Annotated in this window: 20 protein-coding genes and 2 pseudogenes; 9 read left to right on the top strand and 13 right to left on the bottom strand. The window is 39.8% G+C overall.

From position 1 onward, the window contains the following. Nucleotides 1-85, bottom strand: a pseudogene (locus tag FTT94_RS12775) (IS5/IS1182 family transposase); the annotation flags it as partial. On the opposite strand from FTT94_RS12775, the gene FTT94_RS12770 reads away from it, so the two are divergent. Beyond that, entirely contained in the window at nt 84-659 is a 576-nt protein-coding gene (locus tag FTT94_RS12770) for a tetratricopeptide repeat protein (protein ID WP_180170906.1), read from the top strand. The pseudogene FTT94_RS12775 and the gene FTT94_RS12770 overlap by 2 nt on opposite strands. A gap of 26 nt (nt 660-685) precedes the next feature. Here FTT94_RS12770 and FTT94_RS12765 read toward each other — a convergent pair. The 5 genes and pseudogenes from FTT94_RS12765 to FTT94_RS12745 form a co-directional block, all read right to left on the bottom strand. Then, nucleotides 686-1,647 (bottom strand): annotated as a pseudogene (locus tag FTT94_RS12765) (IS30 family transposase). 417 nt (nt 1,648-2,064) lie between these two features. Continuing rightward, nucleotides 2,065-3,231, bottom strand: a complete 1,167-nt coding sequence (locus tag FTT94_RS12760; RefSeq protein WP_180147398.1) for a cupin domain-containing protein — start codon at nt 3,229-3,231, stop codon at nt 2,065-2,067. A 96-nt stretch (nt 3,232-3,327) separates the two neighbouring features. Further along, nucleotides 3,328-3,873, bottom strand: a complete 546-nt coding sequence (locus FTT94_RS12755; protein ID WP_180170905.1) for a hypothetical protein — start codon at nt 3,871-3,873, stop codon at nt 3,328-3,330. Nucleotides 3,874-3,979: 106 nt separating this feature from the next. Further along, nucleotides 3,980-4,573 carry a nucleoside triphosphate pyrophosphatase gene (locus tag FTT94_RS12750; RefSeq protein WP_078193512.1) on the bottom strand — a complete coding sequence of 198 codons (594 nt, stop codon included), beginning with the start codon at nt 4,571-4,573 and terminating at the stop codon, nt 3,980-3,982. Next, complete coding sequence (locus FTT94_RS12745; RefSeq protein ID WP_078193708.1) at nt 4,573-4,956, bottom strand: DUF2237 family protein; 384 nt, start codon at nt 4,954-4,956, stop codon at nt 4,573-4,575. The genes FTT94_RS12750 and FTT94_RS12745 overlap by 1 nt, the downstream gene beginning before the upstream one ends. Nucleotides 4,957-5,096: 140 nt before the next feature. On the opposite strand from FTT94_RS12745, the gene FTT94_RS12740 reads away from it, so the two are divergent. The 4 genes from FTT94_RS12740 (at nt 5,097) to FTT94_RS12725 (ending at nt 8,837) form a co-directional block, all read left to right on the top strand. Further along, nucleotides 5,097-6,284 carry a phosphoglycerate kinase gene (locus FTT94_RS12740; RefSeq protein ID WP_111883739.1) on the top strand — a complete coding sequence of 396 codons (1,188 nt, stop codon included), beginning with the start codon at nt 5,097-5,099 and terminating at the stop codon, nt 6,282-6,284. 151 nt (nt 6,285-6,435) lie between these two features. Continuing rightward, nucleotides 6,436-6,711 carry a hypothetical protein gene (locus tag FTT94_RS12735; protein WP_180170904.1) on the top strand — a complete coding sequence of 92 codons (276 nt, stop codon included), beginning with the start codon at nt 6,436-6,438 and terminating at the stop codon, nt 6,709-6,711. Between the two features lie 122 nt (nt 6,712-6,833). Beyond that, nucleotides 6,834-7,871, top strand: coding sequence for a class II fructose-bisphosphate aldolase (gene fba / locus FTT94_RS12730; RefSeq protein ID WP_078188695.1), 1,038 nt, complete (start codon nt 6,834-6,836; stop codon nt 7,869-7,871). 111 nt (nt 7,872-7,982) lie between these two features. Continuing rightward, nucleotides 7,983-8,837, top strand: coding sequence for an EamA family transporter (locus tag FTT94_RS12725; RefSeq protein WP_180108722.1), 855 nt, complete (start codon nt 7,983-7,985; stop codon nt 8,835-8,837). Between the two features lie 338 nt (nt 8,838-9,175). Here FTT94_RS12725 and FTT94_RS12720 read toward each other — a convergent pair whose 3' ends face one another. After that, complete coding sequence (locus tag FTT94_RS12720) at nt 9,176-9,409, bottom strand: hypothetical protein (RefSeq protein WP_078188692.1); 234 nt, start codon at nt 9,407-9,409, stop codon at nt 9,176-9,178. A 115-nt stretch (nt 9,410-9,524) separates the two neighbouring features. After that, a complete protein-coding gene (gene nfsB, locus FTT94_RS12715; RefSeq protein WP_180170903.1) occupies nt 9,525-10,178 on the bottom strand; it encodes an oxygen-insensitive NAD(P)H nitroreductase in 654 nt (217 codons plus the stop codon). Nucleotides 10,179-10,430: 252 nt separating this feature from the next. Here nfsB and hpaI point away from each other — a divergent pair, with 252 nt between their 5' ends. Further along, nucleotides 10,431-11,225 carry a 4-hydroxy-2-oxoheptanedioate aldolase gene (gene hpaI / locus FTT94_RS12710; protein WP_180170902.1) on the top strand — a complete coding sequence of 265 codons (795 nt, stop codon included), beginning with the start codon at nt 10,431-10,433 and terminating at the stop codon, nt 11,223-11,225. A 268-nt stretch (nt 11,226-11,493) separates the two neighbouring features. Here the strand turns inward: hpaI and FTT94_RS12705 are convergent, their stop codons facing one another. From FTT94_RS12705 to FTT94_RS12685, 5 genes are all read right to left on the bottom strand, one after another. Continuing rightward, the gene (locus FTT94_RS12705) at nt 11,494-12,573 is read right to left on the bottom strand and encodes a porin (protein ID WP_180065582.1); all 1,080 of its coding nucleotides are present in this window, start codon (nt 12,571-12,573) and stop codon (nt 11,494-11,496) included. A gap of 310 nt (nt 12,574-12,883) precedes the next feature. Continuing rightward, nucleotides 12,884-13,297, bottom strand: coding sequence for an HIT family protein (locus tag FTT94_RS12700; RefSeq protein WP_078188511.1), 414 nt, complete (start codon nt 13,295-13,297; stop codon nt 12,884-12,886). A 31-nt stretch (nt 13,298-13,328) separates the two neighbouring features. Next, nucleotides 13,329-13,598 (bottom strand): YARHG domain-containing protein, encoded by a 270-nt coding sequence (locus FTT94_RS12695; RefSeq protein ID WP_078188510.1) that lies wholly within the window; start codon nt 13,596-13,598, stop codon nt 13,329-13,331. A gap of 88 nt (nt 13,599-13,686) precedes the next feature. Then, nucleotides 13,687-14,559: an NAD(P)-dependent oxidoreductase gene (locus tag FTT94_RS12690; RefSeq protein ID WP_180060194.1), complete on the bottom strand. Its 873-nt coding sequence runs from the start codon at nt 14,557-14,559 to the stop codon at nt 13,687-13,689. A 17-nt stretch (nt 14,560-14,576) separates the two neighbouring features. Then, complete coding sequence (locus FTT94_RS12685; RefSeq protein ID WP_180170901.1) at nt 14,577-15,671, bottom strand: alpha/beta fold hydrolase; 1,095 nt, start codon at nt 15,669-15,671, stop codon at nt 14,577-14,579. Nucleotides 15,672-15,813: 142 nt separating this feature from the next. On the opposite strand from FTT94_RS12685, the gene FTT94_RS12680 reads away from it, so the two are divergent. The 3 genes from FTT94_RS12680 to recR are packed head-to-tail and all read left to right on the top strand — an operon-like array spanning nt 15,814 to nt 17,972. Continuing rightward, entirely contained in the window at nt 15,814-17,001 is a 1,188-nt protein-coding gene (locus FTT94_RS12680; protein ID WP_180022718.1) for an O-succinylhomoserine sulfhydrylase, read from the top strand. Nucleotides 17,002-17,033: 32 nt separating this feature from the next. Continuing rightward, complete coding sequence (locus tag FTT94_RS12675) at nt 17,034-17,363, top strand: YbaB/EbfC family nucleoid-associated protein (RefSeq protein ID WP_078188506.1); 330 nt, start codon at nt 17,034-17,036, stop codon at nt 17,361-17,363. A 12-nt stretch (nt 17,364-17,375) separates the two neighbouring features. Continuing rightward, entirely contained in the window at nt 17,376-17,972 is a 597-nt protein-coding gene (recR, locus tag FTT94_RS12670; protein WP_078188505.1) for a recombination mediator RecR, read from the top strand. The last annotated feature ends 97 nt before the right edge of the window (nt 17,973-18,069 follow it).

The raw sequence follows: 18,069 nt of genomic DNA, 5'->3' as shown, positions 1-18,069 counted from the left end.
CCATTTCGGTAAAAACTGGTCGAGGTACGCCAACCAAGCGTTTAAATTCAGAATCTGAAAAACGGTTTAAGTTCTGATATCTCATGAAACTTAGATTGAGGTGGTTTTTACTTTCGCAAGAGATCTATTATATTCCAGCTATTTATAATGTAGGAAGAGTTCGATTAGAGCAAGGATATTATACAGAAGCAGCATCAATTTTTAAGGAGATTGAAAATGATAATTTCGCGCCAGCCTTTAATTTAATAGGTGTGATGTATAATTATGGCTATGGTTATGATGTAGATTTAGAAAAGGCACTGAAATATTATAAGAAGGCTGCTTTGCTAGGTAATCCAGATGCGCAGTTTAATATTGGGCAAATGTATTTTGAAGGAATAGGGGTTAATAAGGATTTTAAGGAGGCTTTCAAGTGGTACACTTTATCGGCAAATCAAAATTATTCTCTAGCGGAGATCCAATTAGCAACATTATATTTTAAAGGGTATGGTGTGGGAGCTAATATTAATACAGCTATTGAAATAATAAAACCATTAGCAATAAATGGGAACCCTGATGCTATTTACAACTTAAGACTTTATTATAAAAAACTAAATAATTCAAAAGATTATGAATACTGGGATAAAGTATGTAAAAAAAACCATGATTGTGATATTTGACTTTAAATTTTTTTAAAATGGCGGATTCAAGCAGCAAGTGCAACAGTATAAAAACCAGCCATAACTTCACTCGGTGTATACCAACCTAGTGTTTTTCTAGGACGATGGTTGAGTGCAAATTCTATCTGCTCTATTTGTTCGTTTGACACGTCATCAAACGATGATGATTTTGGCAGATATTGACGGATTAAACCATTCGTATTTTCATTTCTAGCTCGCTGAATAGACTTGTAAGGGTCAGCGAAATACGCCTCTATGCCGGTATCAGTAATTCTTTTGTGTTCGGAAAATTCTTTGCCATTATCAAATGTCACGCTATAAGCATGGCTCATTCGTAAACGATCTAATGCATAAGTAATCGTTTGAGGGGATGCTCTCGTTGGCCCTAAATGAACAATATGTACGTACAGGCTCTTTCGATCAACGAGAGTTAATAAAGCACCTTTATGATGCTTACCAATCACCGTGTCACCTTCGAAATCTCCTAAACGTTGTCGTTATCAATGACCTCATCTCGGCAATGAATACTTGTTTTATCAATGATTTGACCCCTACGATCCGTGTTTTTGTAACCTCGTTTTCGATATTTCTTCTGATGCCTTAAGTGTAGATGGAGTTTACCGCCTTTTGATTTATCTTGATAAATGTACTGGTAAATCCACTCATGTGAAGGCACATCCAGCCAATCGCGTTGTGTTAAAGCACCTGAAATTTGTTCGGGTGACCAGTCCAAACCAATCAAATAATCAATATAAGCGAAGGCAAATGCTGTCATTGATGATGAAGGACGGTACCGTCTTTGACTTGCAAATTTAGCTGCCTGTTGAGCTCTATATCCACGTTGCCCAGTATTTCTTTTTAATTCACGGTAGATGGTTGATCGTGAACGTCCTAATTCCCGAGCAAGGGTAGCGATTGAACTTTTACTTTTCAAAGTAGCATAAATTTTGTATCTTTCATCTTGAGAAAGTTGGGTGTATTTCTTCATTGTGTGCTTTCCAATTGCGAGTTGAAAAAGTCTAATGATTCTATGAATACATCTAACTTTTTCAACTAACTACAAATGTGTCGCACTTGGGATTTGAATCTGCGATGAATAATGACTTAAACTTTGAAAATATGTGCCTTTTTTCTTGTCACCATAGCTTCGCTTTTGTTTTTAGGCTTTTATATTTGAATTCCGATGGTATCTACGATCACCACATTCTAGTCTATGTCTTCACCTTAAATACAGCGTAATGCGCTATCTGTGGTTTATTGGACTGGTGTTGTTGATAGTATGGGTTTATCACGTCATCGTGGAGAAAAAAGCCGATCAAGTCGAAGATTTTTTAAATCGTAGAAAGCGAAAATAATGCTATTCAGCAGTATAAAAAGGGAGCATGACGCTCCCTTTTTATTGAGTTTATTCAGCTTCCGTTGGGACGAGCATCAGCACAGATTCATTTAATAGCATGGCAATATTTTCTAAGATATCAGCATCATATAAAGATTCGTCTAGCGCTAGACTTTGGCCATCGGCAATGGTTTTTAAATGCACTGCAAATTCGTCTGAGATACAGATTCCTTCGCCATTTGCCCAAAACAAAATATCACCGTCTTGCTCTGTATATAGTAAGCGTGAAGCCGGTTCTAACATGAGTTGATAGCCTTGATCTAAGGCCTCTTCAAGATCACCAGTGCCGATTTCTTCGGCTTCAGGAATATTGTCAGGATATTTAGGTTCTGACATTAAGCTCATGATTGCATCTTCAAGTACGGTTGAATTTTGCAATTGTTCAAATAACTTTTCTTTTAAATACTCAAGTTCATTTTCAGTCACTTGGCCAATCGCACTGATTTGATCACGTAAAATATCAGTTAATGGATTTTTAAGTAGGGGATTGTCTGTGAATTTGTCTGTCACTCGATCCATCATTTCAGTGACATTTGGCATGCGGAAGCCAAATGAATACGTCAGACACTCATCTTCAGCTACACCATAGTGTGATAGGCCTGGTGGCACATAAAGTAAGTCGCCGGGAGCAAGCACTTCATCAAAATGAACATCCATTTCTGGTAGTAAGCGAAGCGGTTGACCTTCGACAAATGAAGTATCTGCATCACACATCTGACCCAATTGCCAACGACGGTGACCATAGCCTTGAACAAGGAATACATCGTAAAAATCAAAATGTTGTCCGACAGAGCCACCTTTTTGTGCATACGACACCATGATGTCATCACGACGCCATTGCGGAATAAATGAAAACTGCTTCCATAGCTCGGCTAGGTCAAAAGAATAATGATCGACAGCTTGAACCAATAAAGTCCACAGTTTCGGCATTTTTTGAAAATCGGCTTTAAGTAGTGGAGAAGATTTCACTGTCCATTGGTTAGGATCACGATCTTTTTGTTTGATGAGACGTGCAGTGACGTTATCTTCTAAAGCCAATTCAAGAACGTCTTTCGGTTCAAGTATTTGGGCAATTTCAGGGAGTGCATTACGAACCAATAATGGTTTTTTTTGCCAATATTCGGCAAGGAATTGTTCAGCGCTGATGCCGCCGAGGATGTTAAGAGAATGAGCCATAGCTAAATACATACAATTTCAATGGATATATTGTCCCTTGAGATTCCTGTTTTTAGCAAGGCTCTATTTCATTAAATTATTTCGATTAACTTGAGACTATCTTAAAGGATTGTCTTTGAGATATTGCATGACTAATTTTTCAACCTCCAAATCATAGCTATTGGCAGCAGCCGTTGTCGCTGAAAATTTCATGAATTGCTCAAAATGTGCATTGGTGTCAATTTTAGTATTTTCTTTGTCCGACATTAATTTGAAATGATTCGGCATGACTTTTGCCATCATTTCAACATTTTCGGTTTGTAGTTTTAGAAGTTTTTTTACTTCAACTGTTTGTGGTTGAATGCTTTCAAATTTTTGTTTGCCTAGAGCAACCAGTTTATTGATTTGTTGTTCTGGCGTGTTACTACCACCGGTTTTGATCTTAGTGCCTAGCTGTTGAATGATTTGCTCCTGCATTGCAGCGCCTTGTTGTTCTAATTCAGCATAGATAAATTTATATTGAACCCATTCATTGACTAAGTTTTTGTTGTATTGCTGAGAGTTGGTTACAGTTTGATTCACTGTATTGGTATGACCGTTTGTCGAACAAAATAGAAGGCTAATGCTAATGAGGCTAGATGAAAGTAAATTAAACGTTTTCATGTTTTCAGTTCTTGGTTGTAATAAATAAGTAAGTGACTTTTTAATCATTAGCCCATAAAGAGCTAATGATGTGTTTATTATGCTGTAACAGATAAAGATTTTAAAATTATGGGACTAATATTTTAAGCTCACGCAAAATATTGCAGAGTTTAATCATTGGCATACCCATGAGTGTAGTTTGGTCTTGCCCGATCATTTCTTCAAATAAGCTAATCCCTAAACTTTCACATTTAAAACTGCCAGCGCAGTGTAACGGTTGTTCAACCTGAACATAACGTTCAATTTCAGGCAAGCTAAGTTTGCGAAACTTCACTTTATAGTGCTCGACAAGGGTTTGTTCAAAACCTGTCGATTTTTGTTGGACACTGAGTGCCGTACTGAAATAAACGATTTTGTCAGAATTGGCTTGAAGCTGCTTAATGGCTTTTTCATCGCAAAGCGGTTTACCGATAAAAATATCTGGTGCGCCTTCGCGCCATGCGACTTGGTCAGAACCAATCACAATCGCGTCTGGGTGTTGGTTTGCAATTGCTGAAGCTTTTTCAAATGCCAGTCGCTTTGCTAACTCATCAGCGTGGTTCTCACCACGAGGTGTTTCGTCTATATCTGGTACGATTGAGAGGTAATCAATCCGTAAACGGTCCATTAGGTCTTTACGGGTTTGGCTGCTAGAAGCCAAAATGATTTTGGAAGTACTCATTACACTGCATATTCCATAAGTACATCAAGCGGTACATAAGACAGCACCGCTTGGTGACACGCTTGTATTTTAATAGGTGGGGCAAATCCTTCTTGATACGCTTCCACCCAGCGAGTCACACAGATACACCAGAAGTCACCAGGTTGTAGTCCTGGAAAACCAACTTCGGGTAAGGGTGTGATTAGGTCATTGCCAACTTTTTGGGAAAAGTTTAAAAATTCAGATGTCATTTGTGCACACATCGTATGCTGACCAAGGTCTGTTGTTGCTGTATGGCAAAAGCCATTTCTAAAATATCCGGTAATCGGATCAAAACAACAGCTTGCCAAGGGTTCGCCTAAAACATTTAAACGATTAATATTTGGGTCTGGATGAATCGACATAAGCGCTGAATCTTTATAAGGCTTTTCGCTATCATAACAAAACTTTGGCTCGACATAGCTTTTCTGCAAAAGAAGCTAACGTTTTTCTGCATAATCATTTAAAATCGTCGCGTTTTGATATCAATAAAAGAGAGTAATGCATGAACTTTCAGCGTATGACTGACCTAGATTTGGCGGGTAAACGTGTTCTGATCCGTGAAGATCTTAACGTACCAGTTAAAAATGGCGTGATTACAAGCGATGCACGTTTACGTGCGGCGTTGCCAACAATTAAAGCAGCTTTAGAAAAAGGTGCTGCTGTAATGGTGTATTCACACTTAGGTCGTCCTGTTGAAGGTGAGCCTAAAGCAGAACAGTCTCTAGCACCTGTAGCCGCTTATTTAACAGAAGCTTTGGGTCAAGATGTTCAATTGATTACTGACTATTTGGATGGTGTTGACGTTATGCCAGGTCAAGTAGTTTTACTTGAAAACTGCCGTTTCAACGTAGGTGAAAAGAAAAACAATCCTGAATTATCTGCTAAATACGCAGCACTTTGTGATGTTTACGTAATGGATGCATTTGGTACGGCTCACCGTGCAGAAGCATCGACTGAAGGTGTAGCACGTTGCGCAAAAGTCGCTGCTGCAGGTCCGTTACTTGCTGCTGAACTTGATGCACTAGGCCGTGCACTTAAAACTCCTGCAAAACCAATGGTTGCGATTGTTGCAGGCTCAAAAGTTTCTACTAAATTAGATGTATTAACTTCACTATCTGACATCTGTGATCAATTGATCGTGGGTGGTGGTATTGCCAATACATTCTTAGCTGCTGCGGGCTTCAATGTTGGTAAATCACTTTGTGAAAATGACCTGATCGACACAGCAAAAGCCATTGCCGCAAAAGTATCTGTACCACTTCCAACAGATGTTGTTGTTGCTGATGCTGCTGAAATTGATTTTGCAGACTTCCTTGGTTCATTAGCTGCTGCTAAAGCTGTCGTGAAAAAAGTTGAAGATGTAACAGACAACGACATGATTTTGGATGTAGGTCCTGAAACTGCCAAAGCATTTGCTGAAATCTTGAAAACTTCAAAAACTATTCTATGGAATGGTCCAGTAGGTGTGTTTGAAGTTGATCAATTCGGCGAAGGCACTAAAGCATTGTCTTTAGCGATTGCTGAATCTGAAGGCTTCTCGATCGCGGGTGGTGGTGACACGCTTGCTGCAATTGATAAATATGAAGTTGCAGACAATATTGGTTACATCTCGACTGGTGGTGGTGCTTTCCTTGAATTCGTTGAAGGTAAAACTCTTCCTGCTGTAGCAGCGCTTCTTGACCGTGCTTAATTTAGTATTATCAATAAGATAATACAGTATTAAAAAAGGTTGGCTTCGGTCAGCCTTTTTTTATCGCCCATTCATTTTGCCGTCATCAAAGTGCAATATTTCTGCAATAAAATTCATCGCAACACCTAATTCGCAGTAGTAGGAAACAACGATGAACTTAAAACTTGCACTTGCTGTACTTTTAATCGCACCATTAACTTTGACAGCTTGTGCTAAAAAAGAGTCGGCACCAACGGAATCAGAAGCATCTGCTGTTGCCGTAGACAATGCTCAAACAACGCCAGAACAACAAAAAGCCATTGATGAACTTGATAAGCCAGTATTGGATGAAAAGAACCAAGATGTTCCTGCTGAAATTGCAAATGCACCTGCAGACGAAGCAACAGCTGACGCTGAAACAGTCGCTTCAGCAGCAGCAGCTCACTAAGATTGTTGTCTTTATTTAAAAAGTCCCTGCAAATGCAGGGATTTTTTTTTAAATAGTGTTATTTGTTGCTGAATTGAAATGATTGAGCATGTAGAATATGCGGCATTACCTGGGAGGATATTATGGCTCTTATTTCATTGCGCCAGCTCTTGGATCACGCCGGCGAACATGCTTACGGCGTACCAGCATTCAACGTAAACAACTTAGAACAAATGCGTGCAATTATGCTTGCAGCAGATGCAACAAATTCACCTGTAATTGTACAAGCATCTGCGGGTGCACGTAAGTATGCAGGCGCTCCGTTCTTGCGTCATTTGATTTTGGCAGCAATCGAAGAATGGCCACATATTCCTGTGGTTATGCACCAAGACCATGGTACTAGCCCTGATGTATGTCAACGTTCTATTCAACTTGGCTTCTCATCAGTGATGATGGACGGTTCTTTAGGTGAAGACGGTAAAACGCCAACTTCATACGAATACAACGTAGACGTGACTCGTCGTACTGTTCAAATGGCACATGCGTGTGGCGTTTCAGTAGAAGGCGAAATCGGTTGTTTAGGTAGCCTTGAAACTGGTATGGCTGGTGAAGAAGATGGTGTAGGCGCTGAAGGCGTACTTGACCATTCTCAGCTTTTAACTTCAGTTGAAGAAGCGCGTTCATTTGTAGCAGATACCAATGTTGACGCACTTGCAATTGCAGTGGGTACTTCACACGGTGCGTACAAATTTACTCGTCCACCTACAGGTGACATCTTAGCGATTGACCGTATTAAAGAAATTCACGCTGCGTTACCAAATACGCATCTTGTAATGCACGGTTCAAGCTCTGTGCCACAAGAATGGTTGGCTGTAATTAATGAATTCGGTGGTAACATCGGCGAAACTTACGGTGTTCCAGTAGAGCAACTTGTAGACGCAATCAAACACGGTGTTCGTAAAATTAACATCGATACTGACTTACGTCTTGCATCTACAGGTGCTATGCGCCGTATGATGGCTGAAAAACCAGCTGAATTTGACCCACGTAAATTCTTCTCTGCAACTGTTGATGCAATGAAACAAATTTGTATCGATCGTTATGAAGCATTTGGTACAGCGGGTAATGCTGACAAGATTCGTCCAATTTCTTTAGAGAAAATGGTGAGTCACTATAAATAATTTGTCTTGAGATAGATTATTTTTGAAGAAAAGCCCACAATTAAGTGGGCTTTTCTTTGATTTGAACTTAGAAAAATTGCTTTAAATACAACTCAAGAATAAGAGCGTGTCATGGAATTGATCTTTGCTGCCGCGATTTGCAGTGTTCTCGTTTCAGTAATTCTAAAACTCTGTCGTGATCGGGGTTTTAACCCTGCACAAATGATCACATGGAATTATGCATCTGCGAGTATTTTATGTTTTCTATGGTTTAAGCCGGATCTAGCCCATATTTCGATTAATAAAACGCCGTGGGTTTTAATTGCGGCTTTGGGTGTATTACTGCCGACGATTTTTTATTGCTTAGCACGCTCACTGCAAACAGCAGGTATTTTAAAAACCGAATTGGCTCAGCGCTTATCGGTTGTGCTTTCTCTTAGCGCAGCCTATTTTATTTTCAGTGAATATTTTAATGCCATTAAGCTCATTGGTATTGCGCTTGGTGTACTTGCGGTATTGCTGATTTTATTTTCACAGCGTAAGGGAAGCATTGATGGAAAGCAGGGGATTTTATTTTTATTAAGCGTTTGGGCAGGCTATGCACTGATTGATGTGCTATTAAAATTTGCCTCAGGTTTGGGCATGCAGTTTGCGGTGACTTTAAATCTGGTGTTTATTTGTGCATTTCTACTTTCGAGTATTTATAACATTGTACAACACGGCAGTCTGGGGAAGACCAAAAATATCCTCGCTGGATTGGGCTTAGGTCTCTTAAACTTTGCTAATATTGCACTGTATGTGAAAGCCCACATGTTGCTTAAAGACACACCAGCAATCGTCTTTGCTGGCATGAATATTCTGGTCGTGGTTTTAGGTGTGGTTGCGGGCCTCATCATCTTTAAAGAAAAATTGAGAGTCGCAACCGTCTTTGGTTTGATTGCAGGGATCATGAGTGTGGTTTGCTTAGCATATGCCATGTCTGTCTAAGATAACTTTTAGCAAAAACGATCGGGTGTTGTAGCAAATCATCCCACTCAGCCACGCCCATGAGCAGTCCTTGATCTCGACAGGTCGGACACTCAGGGCAGTGATGATCAGTATATTGATAAGTATGCAGATACATTTGATGGCAATGACCGCATTCAAACTTCATCGGCATTTGTAGTAAATATGACATGTCCCACCTCTGCTTGATTTGTTGTTCTGATTCAAATTATTCAGCAAAGTTCAGACCAATTTATAAATATTATATTTTCACATTGTTGCTAAATATATCGTTATAAAAAAAGCCCTCGATTTGAGGGCTTTTAGTTTTAGATGCATAGTTAACGTGTGAGTTGTTGAAAACGTTGTAAGGTGTTTTCAAAATAACATTTACCCACAGCAACAGGGTGCTTCAGGAAATCTTGAGTTTCAATGGTGCCTTGTAACTGACCCGGTTGTTTACAGTTTGGGCAGTTTGGATAGCTATGAAGCATATCGCCCGCATATTTTTGTAAATAAACCGTATTGCACGCTTCGCAATGAAATTTCATAGGTAATTTTATAGCTGTAGGCATAGGGAGAAACCTGAGTATATTTTGAGCAGAATATACTCGATAATTGTTTAAATAATAAGTCCTGAAATGACAAAAAAGAGGCAAAATTGCCCCTTTCGTCGGTTTTATGGAAAGCCTAAAGATGTGTAAAAATTTCTTCAGCATTCAGACGTGATTTAGGTAATTTCGCATTGAAATCATTTTCGCTACGATAGCCTAAAGTCATCAGTACAGAAGGAATCAAGTTTTGTTCAACTAAGCCCAATTCTTTAGAGATGATCGCTTCGTCAAATCCACCAATCGGAGTTGCATCCACACCTTCAATGCCTGCTGCCAAAAGCATTTGACCTAAAGCAATAAATGTTTGGTTTTCAGCCCAACGTTGAATATCACCTTTTACATTACGATAATAATCGACATAACCTGTACGGCTGTCTTTTTGACCTTGTTTGGCTTTGTCATCTTTAAAGCGACCACTACGATCATCCTGATTTAAAAGATTATCTAAATGCTCTGCAGTGATGTCTGCTTTAGTACAGAATAAAATCGTATGTGATGAATCTAAAACTTTTGGGGCATTGTAGGCATATTTTCCTACTAAGGCTTTGGCAATGCGTTGTTTGGCTGCATCATGATCTGCAATAAAAAAATGCCAAGGCTGAATATTAATAGAAGATGGTGCTAAACGGAGTATTTGTAATAAACGCTCAAATTGTTCCTGCGGAATTTTTTTAGCAGGATCATAAGCTTTCGTGGTATAGCGTTGTTTTGATACGTTTAACAGATCCATCGAATATCTCCAGATATAGTTTGCTGTAGTTTAGCGGATAAACGGCCAAATGGTCTAAGGAGAAAATTTTCCAAGGATAGATCTTAGTCGTATATGCTGTACTCAATGGCTAAAAATTAATAGATTTAAGCTGTATGAAGTGCGAATTAGAGTTATATAAAATCATAAGATAGATAAATGCTATTGGTAGTTTTTGCCAAAAGGCGTTTAATCAATTGTAGTTAATCATAGTTTAAGCATGAGACAGCAGCGATGGATTACACCAATCATTTCAAGAAAAAATTAAAAACCGAACAGCAGGTTGGTTTGTGGGTCGGTTTAGCCGATGCTTATGGGACTGAAATAGCTGCAAATGCAGGTTATGACTGGTTGCTGATTGATGGCGAGCATGCGCCAAGTGACTTGCGGACGACATTGTCGCAATTGCAAAGTATTGCTGCATATCCTTCGCAAGCCGTGGTTAGACCTCCAATTGGTAGTGTGCAACTGATTAAACAACTGTTGGATATCGGTGCGCAAACCTTGCTCATCCCTATGGTCGAAACTGTTGAACAAGCTCAACTTATGGTTAAAGCCGTACGTTATCCACCTGAAGGTATTCGTGGAGTAGGTGCAGCATTAGCACGTGCAACACGTTGGAACAGTATTCCAGACTACTATGCAACTGCACATGAAAATATCTGTTTACTGATTCAGATTGAGTCGGTTGAGGGGATTAAAAACTTAGAAGAAATACTGAAAATTGAAGGCATCGATGGAGTATTTATTGGTGCGGTGGATTTGTCGGCGACGATGGGTTATCAGGGGAATTCGAACCATCCTGAAGTACAAAAAACCGTGATTGATGCAATTCAGCGTATACGTAAGGCGGGTAAAGCAGCAGGTATTTTGTCGACACAGCATGATGTGACTCAGAAGTATATCGAGTTAGGCACAGAATTTGTTGCCGTGGGTGTCGACACCAGTGTGCTCATGAATTCGTTACGTGAGCTTTTATCGAAGTATAAAACAGATACCCAAGTGATGAAAACAGAAGGTGGTTACTAAGCGGTACAGCCTTAAGCAATTGGTAACCGTCAGATCAGATTTGAGCTAGTACAGCCTTAGAAAAACCTCTGCATAACGAGTTGTATATTTGATATCTTTGTTCTTGAGTGAGATGAGTATAGTTCATGATGCAACTTTGACCGGTCGGAAGCAAAATGCGAACTCAACTTGCTTCTCTCTAATAATTTAATCTTTGTTGCTCTTCTTTTTTGAATTTAAGAGTAAAAAAGACATACCGGAGTATGTCTTTTGGGGGAGATATTGCAGCTTAGAAGTCGTAACGTAGACCAAGAGAAAGTGCAGTTGCATTTTCATCACCGATACCTGAGATACCGTTACCGAAGCTACGACCTTCTTTCCAAGGATTGAGTTTAGAGTTTTTGTCGTTAAGCACAGTTGCTAAGTTGCCGTATACGCGTAATGTGCTATCCAACTTATGTTCTACACCCACACCGATCAAGCTTGCATTGGCATCATCAGCATCTACGTCACGGTAGAAGTATTCACCGCGTACTGAGGTTTTAGGCGTTACTTTATATTCGCCAGCTACACCGAAAACTTGCGCATCTGGGTTGGCTGTATCGTTGTCGTGTTTGGCAATTTGGTATAAGGCACCCAAGTTAAATTCTTCAGTTAATTTATATGCACCGGCAATACGGAATGCATCACGACTTGCACCACCAGCTGCGTTTGCTGCATTTTCATCATACTTTTCGTAAGCTGCTGCAAAATCAATTGGACCTTCTTTATAGGTTAGAGCAAGGTCATAGGCTTTGTTGTCATCTTTGCCTTCACCATCTGTTTCACGGTCAATTTGTGTACCTGAATGCATCGACATTGCAGCTAGTACATTGAAACCACCGCCAAATTTTGGCGATTTATATTCAATGGTGTTTTCATTACGTTCATCAAATTTTAAGTTGCCGACACGTGTTACGTTACGAACGTCACCAACCATGTCACCGAAGAAGTTCACAGGGCTACGTGCGACTTTAAATGGGCTGTCAAAACGACCTACACGTGCTTGACCATAAGTTGAACTTTTTAAACCCACGAATGTGTCACGTGTTGAAAAATCTATACCTTTGCTGTCTTGGCTACCGCTTGCAAAGTTTACTTCTTGCTCAATTTGAGCGAATACGTTGAGGTCATCATTAATTTTTTGATCTACTTTGAAGCCTAAGCGTGAAGCATTAGAAGAAAGACCAACTTCGTTGTAATCTTTACCATCATCTAGATAGTCAAGAGAGACATGTGCACGGCCATAAATTTTTACATCTGCAGCAGATGCCATCATTGGTGTAAGAATTGTTGCCCCGATTGCTAATGCACATAGAGTTTTTTTCATTTGAAGCTCCAGAAGACTTTTCCAGTCATATCAATATGTTTTATCAGTAGCTTGGCTAGAAGTAATTTCGCTATCTAATGGCGCTAAGTATTCATTACAAATAAGACAGTTCTATTAAGGAAATATTTCAAAACGGTGAAAGGTGATTTCTGGTTTAAATTGCTTTTATACTTATAAAAATGAATATTTATTAAATGCTTAGGGTTGTATTGAACAGTAAATTTTGCAGCTAAAAGTTCTTGGGATAATATTCGAGACATAAAAAATGGAGCCGAAGCTCCATTGATCATCACTTTAAACTCAATTGAACTTAAAGTGCTGCTTTGATTTTTTCGCCAATGGCTTTGATTTTTTCCATGTCGCCCATTTGTGCGGCATGTTTACCTAATTCATGCACTGAAGTCGGAATTAGGTGGAAATGCACATGCGGAACAGTTTGACCCGCAGCAGCGCCAGACAACTGCATCAATACGATACCTTTCACGTCTAAGGCTTTTTCCATTGCTTTTGCAACTTTTTGAGCTACCTGAATGGTATAAGCAGCCGCTTCTGGATCTAAATCAAGCAGCGTAATAGCAGGGGTTTTAGGAATTACGAGCGTATGACCTTCGGCCTGTGGCATGACATCCATAAAAGCGAGTACTTGATCATCTTCATAGACTTTAAACGCAGGAAGTTCTCCGCGTAAAATCCGAGCAAAAATATTTTGATCATCATAAGTCATTGCTAAATTCCTTGAGCGAATTGAATCGTAATTATTTACAGTTCAATTCTTTCTGACGATCTTTGATCGCGTCAAGTCGTTGTTGCTCTTTTTCTGAAAATTTAGGCTTAGTTGTGTAGCAATTGTCATTGCCAAACTTCGCTTTAGCGTCAGGATCTTTAAAGCAGAAACCTTTCGATGCATAAATCACATCATGGTCATTTTTCAACTTTTGGCATTCTTGCTCAGATGCTAAAACAGCAGTAGAAGCCCCGATTAAAGTTACAGCACCTAGCAAAGTTGCGAGGGTAAATTTGTTCATGCGAGTTTCCTCTGTCATTTGTAACAATGTGTGTTATGACACTAGAGTACAATATGATGGTTATTTATCGTTATTCAATGGCGAGTTATTACTCAATTGTAATTTTACTCCATTTTTCATACATAATCATAGCGCTTGAAAAATCACTGTTTTCTTCAGCTTGATCGCTTGCTGCTTGGATTAAATTTTGCGTCAAAGAGAGCACCGGTGCTGAAAGTTTTGCTTGTCGCACCAGATCAACAGCAATTCCCGTATCTTTTGCAAGTAATGGAAGTGCAAAGGTTAATGGGAAGCTACGATTCAGTACGCGCTGCGGTAAAACTGTTTCAGTCACATTACTTTTACCGCTCGACGCATTAATACAATCGAGTGCTTCATGTAAGTCCACGCCATGCGCTTTTAAGGTGGTGAATCCTTCAGCAACTGCACAAAGATTTACAGCCATTAACATGTTGTTTACAGCTTTGACGGCAAAACCCGCACCCGGTTCACCCACATGTTTAATCAGTTTGCCAAATGTTTGGATCGCAGGTAATGCACGTTCAAAGGCTACTTTGTCACCACCAATCATGACGGTTAATGTTCCCGTTTCAGCGCCAATGGTTTGTCCACTCACAGGGGCATCTAAGAATGCAATATTTTGCTGCTTTAAGGCAGCAGCGAGTTTTTTTGCAGATTCGGGTACACCGCTGGTACAGTCGACCCAAATCGAGCCTGATTTCAGCGTTACACTCGCAATTAAATTTTCAACATCTTGGCTGATGGGTAGGCAGGAAAAAATAATGTCCGCTTGTATTGCTTGCTCTAAAGCAACCGCTTGCGTACCAAATTCAGCAGCATGTTGTTCTGCCTTGGTAAAGTTTCGATTCCAGACATAAACCGTGTCGAACTGTTTTGGTAGGTGCGCTGCCATACGGTAACCCATTGCGCCCAATCCGATAAATGCAACTGACTGAATCATCTTTACCCTCTAAATTTTTATTTCAATAAACTGGATTTTTGTGTAAGCCACTGGGTCAAAGTTGGCCAAAATTGATTGGCACTTTTTTGACTCGACATCAGGCCGAGGTGACCACCGGGAATGAGAGTAAACGTGACATCTTGACTACTTGTCAATTCGCCTAAAGGACTTGCTGCATCTGCCGTAACAATTTGATCGCTAGAACCCGCGCCAATCAACAATGAACAGTGGATATTTTTTAATTGAATAACTTTATCTTTCAATTGAATAATGCCGTTTTTAAGCGGATTTTGTAGCCAAACATTGAACACCATGTCTTGGTTAATGCCACCCGGATAGTCAATCATGTGATTGAGAAAATCGCCCATGGTTGCATGTTCATACAGGTCATGCAGATTATCTAAGTTAGATAAAAATTGCTTTTGGCTTTTGAACCAACCCATTGGATCGACGATTTTAAATCCAATCGCATTAAGCACGCCCGGTGTATGGATAAAATGTTTAGGAATTTTCCCAGTGTAAACAGTATCTTGTAAATTCTTACTACGTGAAAGCAAGCGATTGGTTTTTTGAAATAACTTTCCGATACGACCTGAGGCATAGCTATCAATTGGTGCGCCCATCACCATGAGATTTTTAACATGTTCAGGTTGATGTAATGCGGTATACAGCGTGACAAAGACTCCAGCCATACTCCAACCGTGTAGCGAGATGTATCGACTATCTGCATGCTCACAAATTTGATCAATACAATGTGGAATCACATCATCAATAAACGATAGAAAATTTAAGAAACGATCTTGATAGTTTAATTTTCCCCATTCCAGCAAATAGACATCAAAGCCACTGTGTTGAAAATGTTTAACCAATGAGCGATATGGATACAAATCATAAATCGCCATATTGATGGCCAGTGGAGCAACAAACACTAAGGGTTCTTTGTATTTACGATCAGGCGAAGCGTAATACCGAACTTTTGCATGTTTATATTCAGTAATTACTTCATAGGGTGTTGATTGAGAAAGGACCAACGATTTTGCATTAAACACACGTGTAGACAAGTGTTTAATTTTCTTTTGCTGCGCCAGAAATTTCTGTTTGAAAGGGTGCATAACTGTCAATTGCCTAAGTCCTTGTAGGATTGGTCGAAGTCTAAGCGATAATTTAGTATTTTACCTTGACCTTAAATAGCTTAGACGCTCAAAATATTGGCAATTCTTCACAAAGGCAGTTCTTCGCGACTGAGTAATACAGATGAGCCAACAAGACGACATCGAATACCAATTAGAGACTTTAGCGATTCGTACAGGTCATACTCGTACTTTTGAGGGTGAACATAGTGAGCCAATTTTCCTGACTTCATCATTTGTTTGTGAAAGTGCAGCAGATGCCGCAGCAAAATTTTCAGGTCAAATTGAAGGCAATACCTATTCACGTTATACCAATCCAACTGTACAAGCGTTCGAAAAACGTTTAGCTGTTTTGGATGGTGCTGAAGCCGCAGTTGCGACAAGTTCGGGTATGGCAGGCGTACACGCGATCACTTTGGCATACTTAAAAGCTGGCGATCATGTGGTGTGTTCACGTGCTGTCTTTGGTTCGATCATTTCTCTGTTTGAAAAATATGTCATCAAATTTGGTGTTGACGTTACTTTTGTTGATTTGGAAGATTTAGATGCTTGGAAACAAGCGATTCGTCCAACTACACGCTTATTGTTTATTGAAACACCGTCAAACCCATTAGCTCAAGTAGGGGATTTACAAGCCATTGCTGATATTGCACATGCGCATGGGGCATTATTTGCAGTCGATAATACTTTCTGTACACCGGTGTTACAGCAACCGATTAAATTCGGTGCGGACCTCGTGATCTATTCATCAACAAAATATATTGATGGTCAAGGTCGCGCGCTCGGTGGTGCAGTTGTAGGTAGTGCAAAATTGATGGAAGAGATTACAGGTGTTATTCGTACACTGGGTAACTCGATGAGTCCATTCAATGCATGGATCTTCCTGAAAGGCCTAGAAACTTTAAGCTTACGTATGAAAGCCCACTGTGCAAGTGCTCAAACTTTAGCTGAATGGTTAGATGCACACCCGAAAGTTGAAAAAGTGTACTATGCGGGACTTCCAAATCACGAAGGTCATGAGTTGGCGAAAAAGCAACAAAAAGGCTTTGGTGGAGTTGTGTCGTTTGTTGCCAAAGGCGAACGTAAAGGGGCTTGGACTGTGATTGATAATACCAAGTTCCTTTCTATTACAAGTAACTTGGGTGATGTAAAATCAACAATTACCCATCCTGCAACGACTTCTCATGGCAGAATGTCAGCAGAAGCAAAAAAAGCAGCAGGGATTAGCGAAGGTTTAATTCGAGTATCTGTTGGTTTAGAAGATATTAATGATATTATTCGCGATCTTTCACGCGGTTTAGATCTTATCTAAAGTGAATTCATCAGTTTTGTTCGGAGATTTTTATGAACATTAATATGCTCATGCAGCAAGCTCAACGCATGCAAAAAGAAGTTGAGAGCAACATTAAAAAAGCCAAGGAAGAGCTTGCACAAGTTGAAGTTCACGCTGAAGCAGGTGGTGGTCTGGTTAAAGTTACTATGACTGCGCGTCATGTGGTGAAACGTATTGAAATCAATCCTGAACTACTTCAAGATGATGCAGATATGATTGAAGATTTAATTGCAGCGGCAATGAATGATGCTTCACGTCAAGCTGAAGTGATTTCAGAAGAAAAACTGAAATCTGCAAACTCGGGTATGGGGCTTCCACCAGGCCTTTCAGGTTTATTCTAAGGAATACGTTAAATGTTTAGTGATCGTTTTGATCAACTTGTACAGGCATTGCGTATTTTGCCAAGCGTTGGGCCAAAGTCGGCTCAACGTATGGCACTGCACTTAATCATGAAAAATAGGGAAGGCGCTGTTGGTTTGGCACATGCCTTGACTGAAGCAACCAACTATATTCATGAATGTTCCATTTGCCATTCATTGACTGAAGATGAAGTATGCAATATTTGCGTCTCTTCAGAGCGTGATGATCAACTGCTTTGTGTGGTTGAATCTCCTGCAGATGTCATGGCAATCGAGCAAAGTGGCAGTTTTAGAGGGAAATATCATGTATTGGGTGGACATTTGTCACCACTCGATGGTATTGGCCCCGACGAAATTGGTATTCCATATTTAATTCAACGACTAAGTGATGGTAAAGTGCAGGAAGTGATCTTGGCGACCAATGCAACGGTTGAAGGTCAAGCGACAGCACATTATTTGGTTGAAGCGACTAAACATTTACCAATACAAATGACCCGTATTGCACAGGGAGTACCACAGGGTGGTGAGCTTGAATATGTGGATAGTCATACCTTAAGTCAGGCCGTGCATAACCGAATGCGAATGAAGTAACTATAGAGCGAAACTCGTTTCGCTTTGTATAATTTTCACCTAATTATTTATACTTAATAACGATTAAAGTTTTTGTTTACAATGAATAAAAAAGCCA

The sequence above is a fragment of the Acinetobacter sp. YH12027 genome (genome assembly GCF_013420085.1).
In the GTDB taxonomy this organism is placed as follows: Bacteria; Pseudomonadota; Gammaproteobacteria; order Pseudomonadales; family Moraxellaceae; genus Acinetobacter; species Acinetobacter amyesii.
The sequence above is the reverse complement of the archived record's forward strand: the minus strand, read 5'-3'. Positions and strand labels throughout refer to the sequence as shown.

Excerpts from the sequence above, each read along its gene's own strand:
- hpaI (WP_180170902.1), top strand. The coding sequence starts at position 10,431 with ATGGATTACACCAATCATTTCAAGAAAAAATTAAAAACCGAACAGCAG.
- FTT94_RS12685 (WP_180170901.1), bottom strand. The coding sequence starts at position 15,671 with ATGCACCCTTTCAAACAGAAATTTCTGGCGCAGCAAAAGAAAATTAAA.
- nfsB (WP_180170903.1), bottom strand. The coding sequence starts at position 10,178 with ATGGATCTGTTAAACGTATCAAAACAACGCTATACCACGAAAGCTTAT.
- fba (WP_078188695.1), top strand. The coding sequence starts at position 6,834 with ATGGCTCTTATTTCATTGCGCCAGCTCTTGGATCACGCCGGCGAACAT.
- FTT94_RS12680 (WP_180022718.1), top strand. The coding sequence starts at position 15,814 with ATGAGCCAACAAGACGACATCGAATACCAATTAGAGACTTTAGCGATT.
- FTT94_RS12740 (WP_111883739.1), top strand. The coding sequence starts at position 5,097 with ATGAACTTTCAGCGTATGACTGACCTAGATTTGGCGGGTAAACGTGTT.
- FTT94_RS12700 (WP_078188511.1), bottom strand. The coding sequence starts at position 13,297 with ATGACTTATGATGATCAAAATATTTTTGCTCGGATTTTACGCGGAGAA.
- FTT94_RS12705 (WP_180065582.1), bottom strand. The coding sequence starts at position 12,573 with ATGAAAAAAACTCTATGTGCATTAGCAATCGGGGCAACAATTCTTACA.
- FTT94_RS12695 (WP_078188510.1), bottom strand. The coding sequence starts at position 13,598 with ATGAACAAATTTACCCTCGCAACTTTGCTAGGTGCTGTAACTTTAATC.
- FTT94_RS12745 (WP_078193708.1), bottom strand. The coding sequence starts at position 4,956 with ATGTCGATTCATCCAGACCCAAATATTAATCGTTTAAATGTTTTAGGC.
- FTT94_RS12725 (WP_180108722.1), top strand. The coding sequence starts at position 7,983 with ATGGAATTGATCTTTGCTGCCGCGATTTGCAGTGTTCTCGTTTCAGTA.
- FTT94_RS12690 (WP_180060194.1), bottom strand. The coding sequence starts at position 14,559 with ATGATTCAGTCAGTTGCATTTATCGGATTGGGCGCAATGGGTTACCGT.
- FTT94_RS12735 (WP_180170904.1), top strand. The coding sequence starts at position 6,436 with ATGAACTTAAAACTTGCACTTGCTGTACTTTTAATCGCACCATTAACT.
- FTT94_RS12675 (WP_078188506.1), top strand. The coding sequence starts at position 17,034 with ATGAACATTAATATGCTCATGCAGCAAGCTCAACGCATGCAAAAAGAA.
- FTT94_RS12760 (WP_180147398.1), bottom strand. The coding sequence starts at position 3,231 with ATGGCTCATTCTCTTAACATCCTCGGCGGCATCAGCGCTGAACAATTC.
- FTT94_RS12720 (WP_078188692.1), bottom strand. The coding sequence starts at position 9,409 with ATGCCTACAGCTATAAAATTACCTATGAAATTTCATTGCGAAGCGTGC.
- recR (WP_078188505.1), top strand. The coding sequence starts at position 17,376 with ATGTTTAGTGATCGTTTTGATCAACTTGTACAGGCATTGCGTATTTTG.
- FTT94_RS12755 (WP_180170905.1), bottom strand. The coding sequence starts at position 3,873 with ATGAAAACGTTTAATTTACTTTCATCTAGCCTCATTAGCATTAGCCTT.
- FTT94_RS12770 (WP_180170906.1), top strand. The coding sequence starts at position 84 with ATGAAACTTAGATTGAGGTGGTTTTTACTTTCGCAAGAGATCTATTAT.
- FTT94_RS12750 (WP_078193512.1), bottom strand. The coding sequence starts at position 4,573 with ATGAGTACTTCCAAAATCATTTTGGCTTCTAGCAGCCAAACCCGTAAA.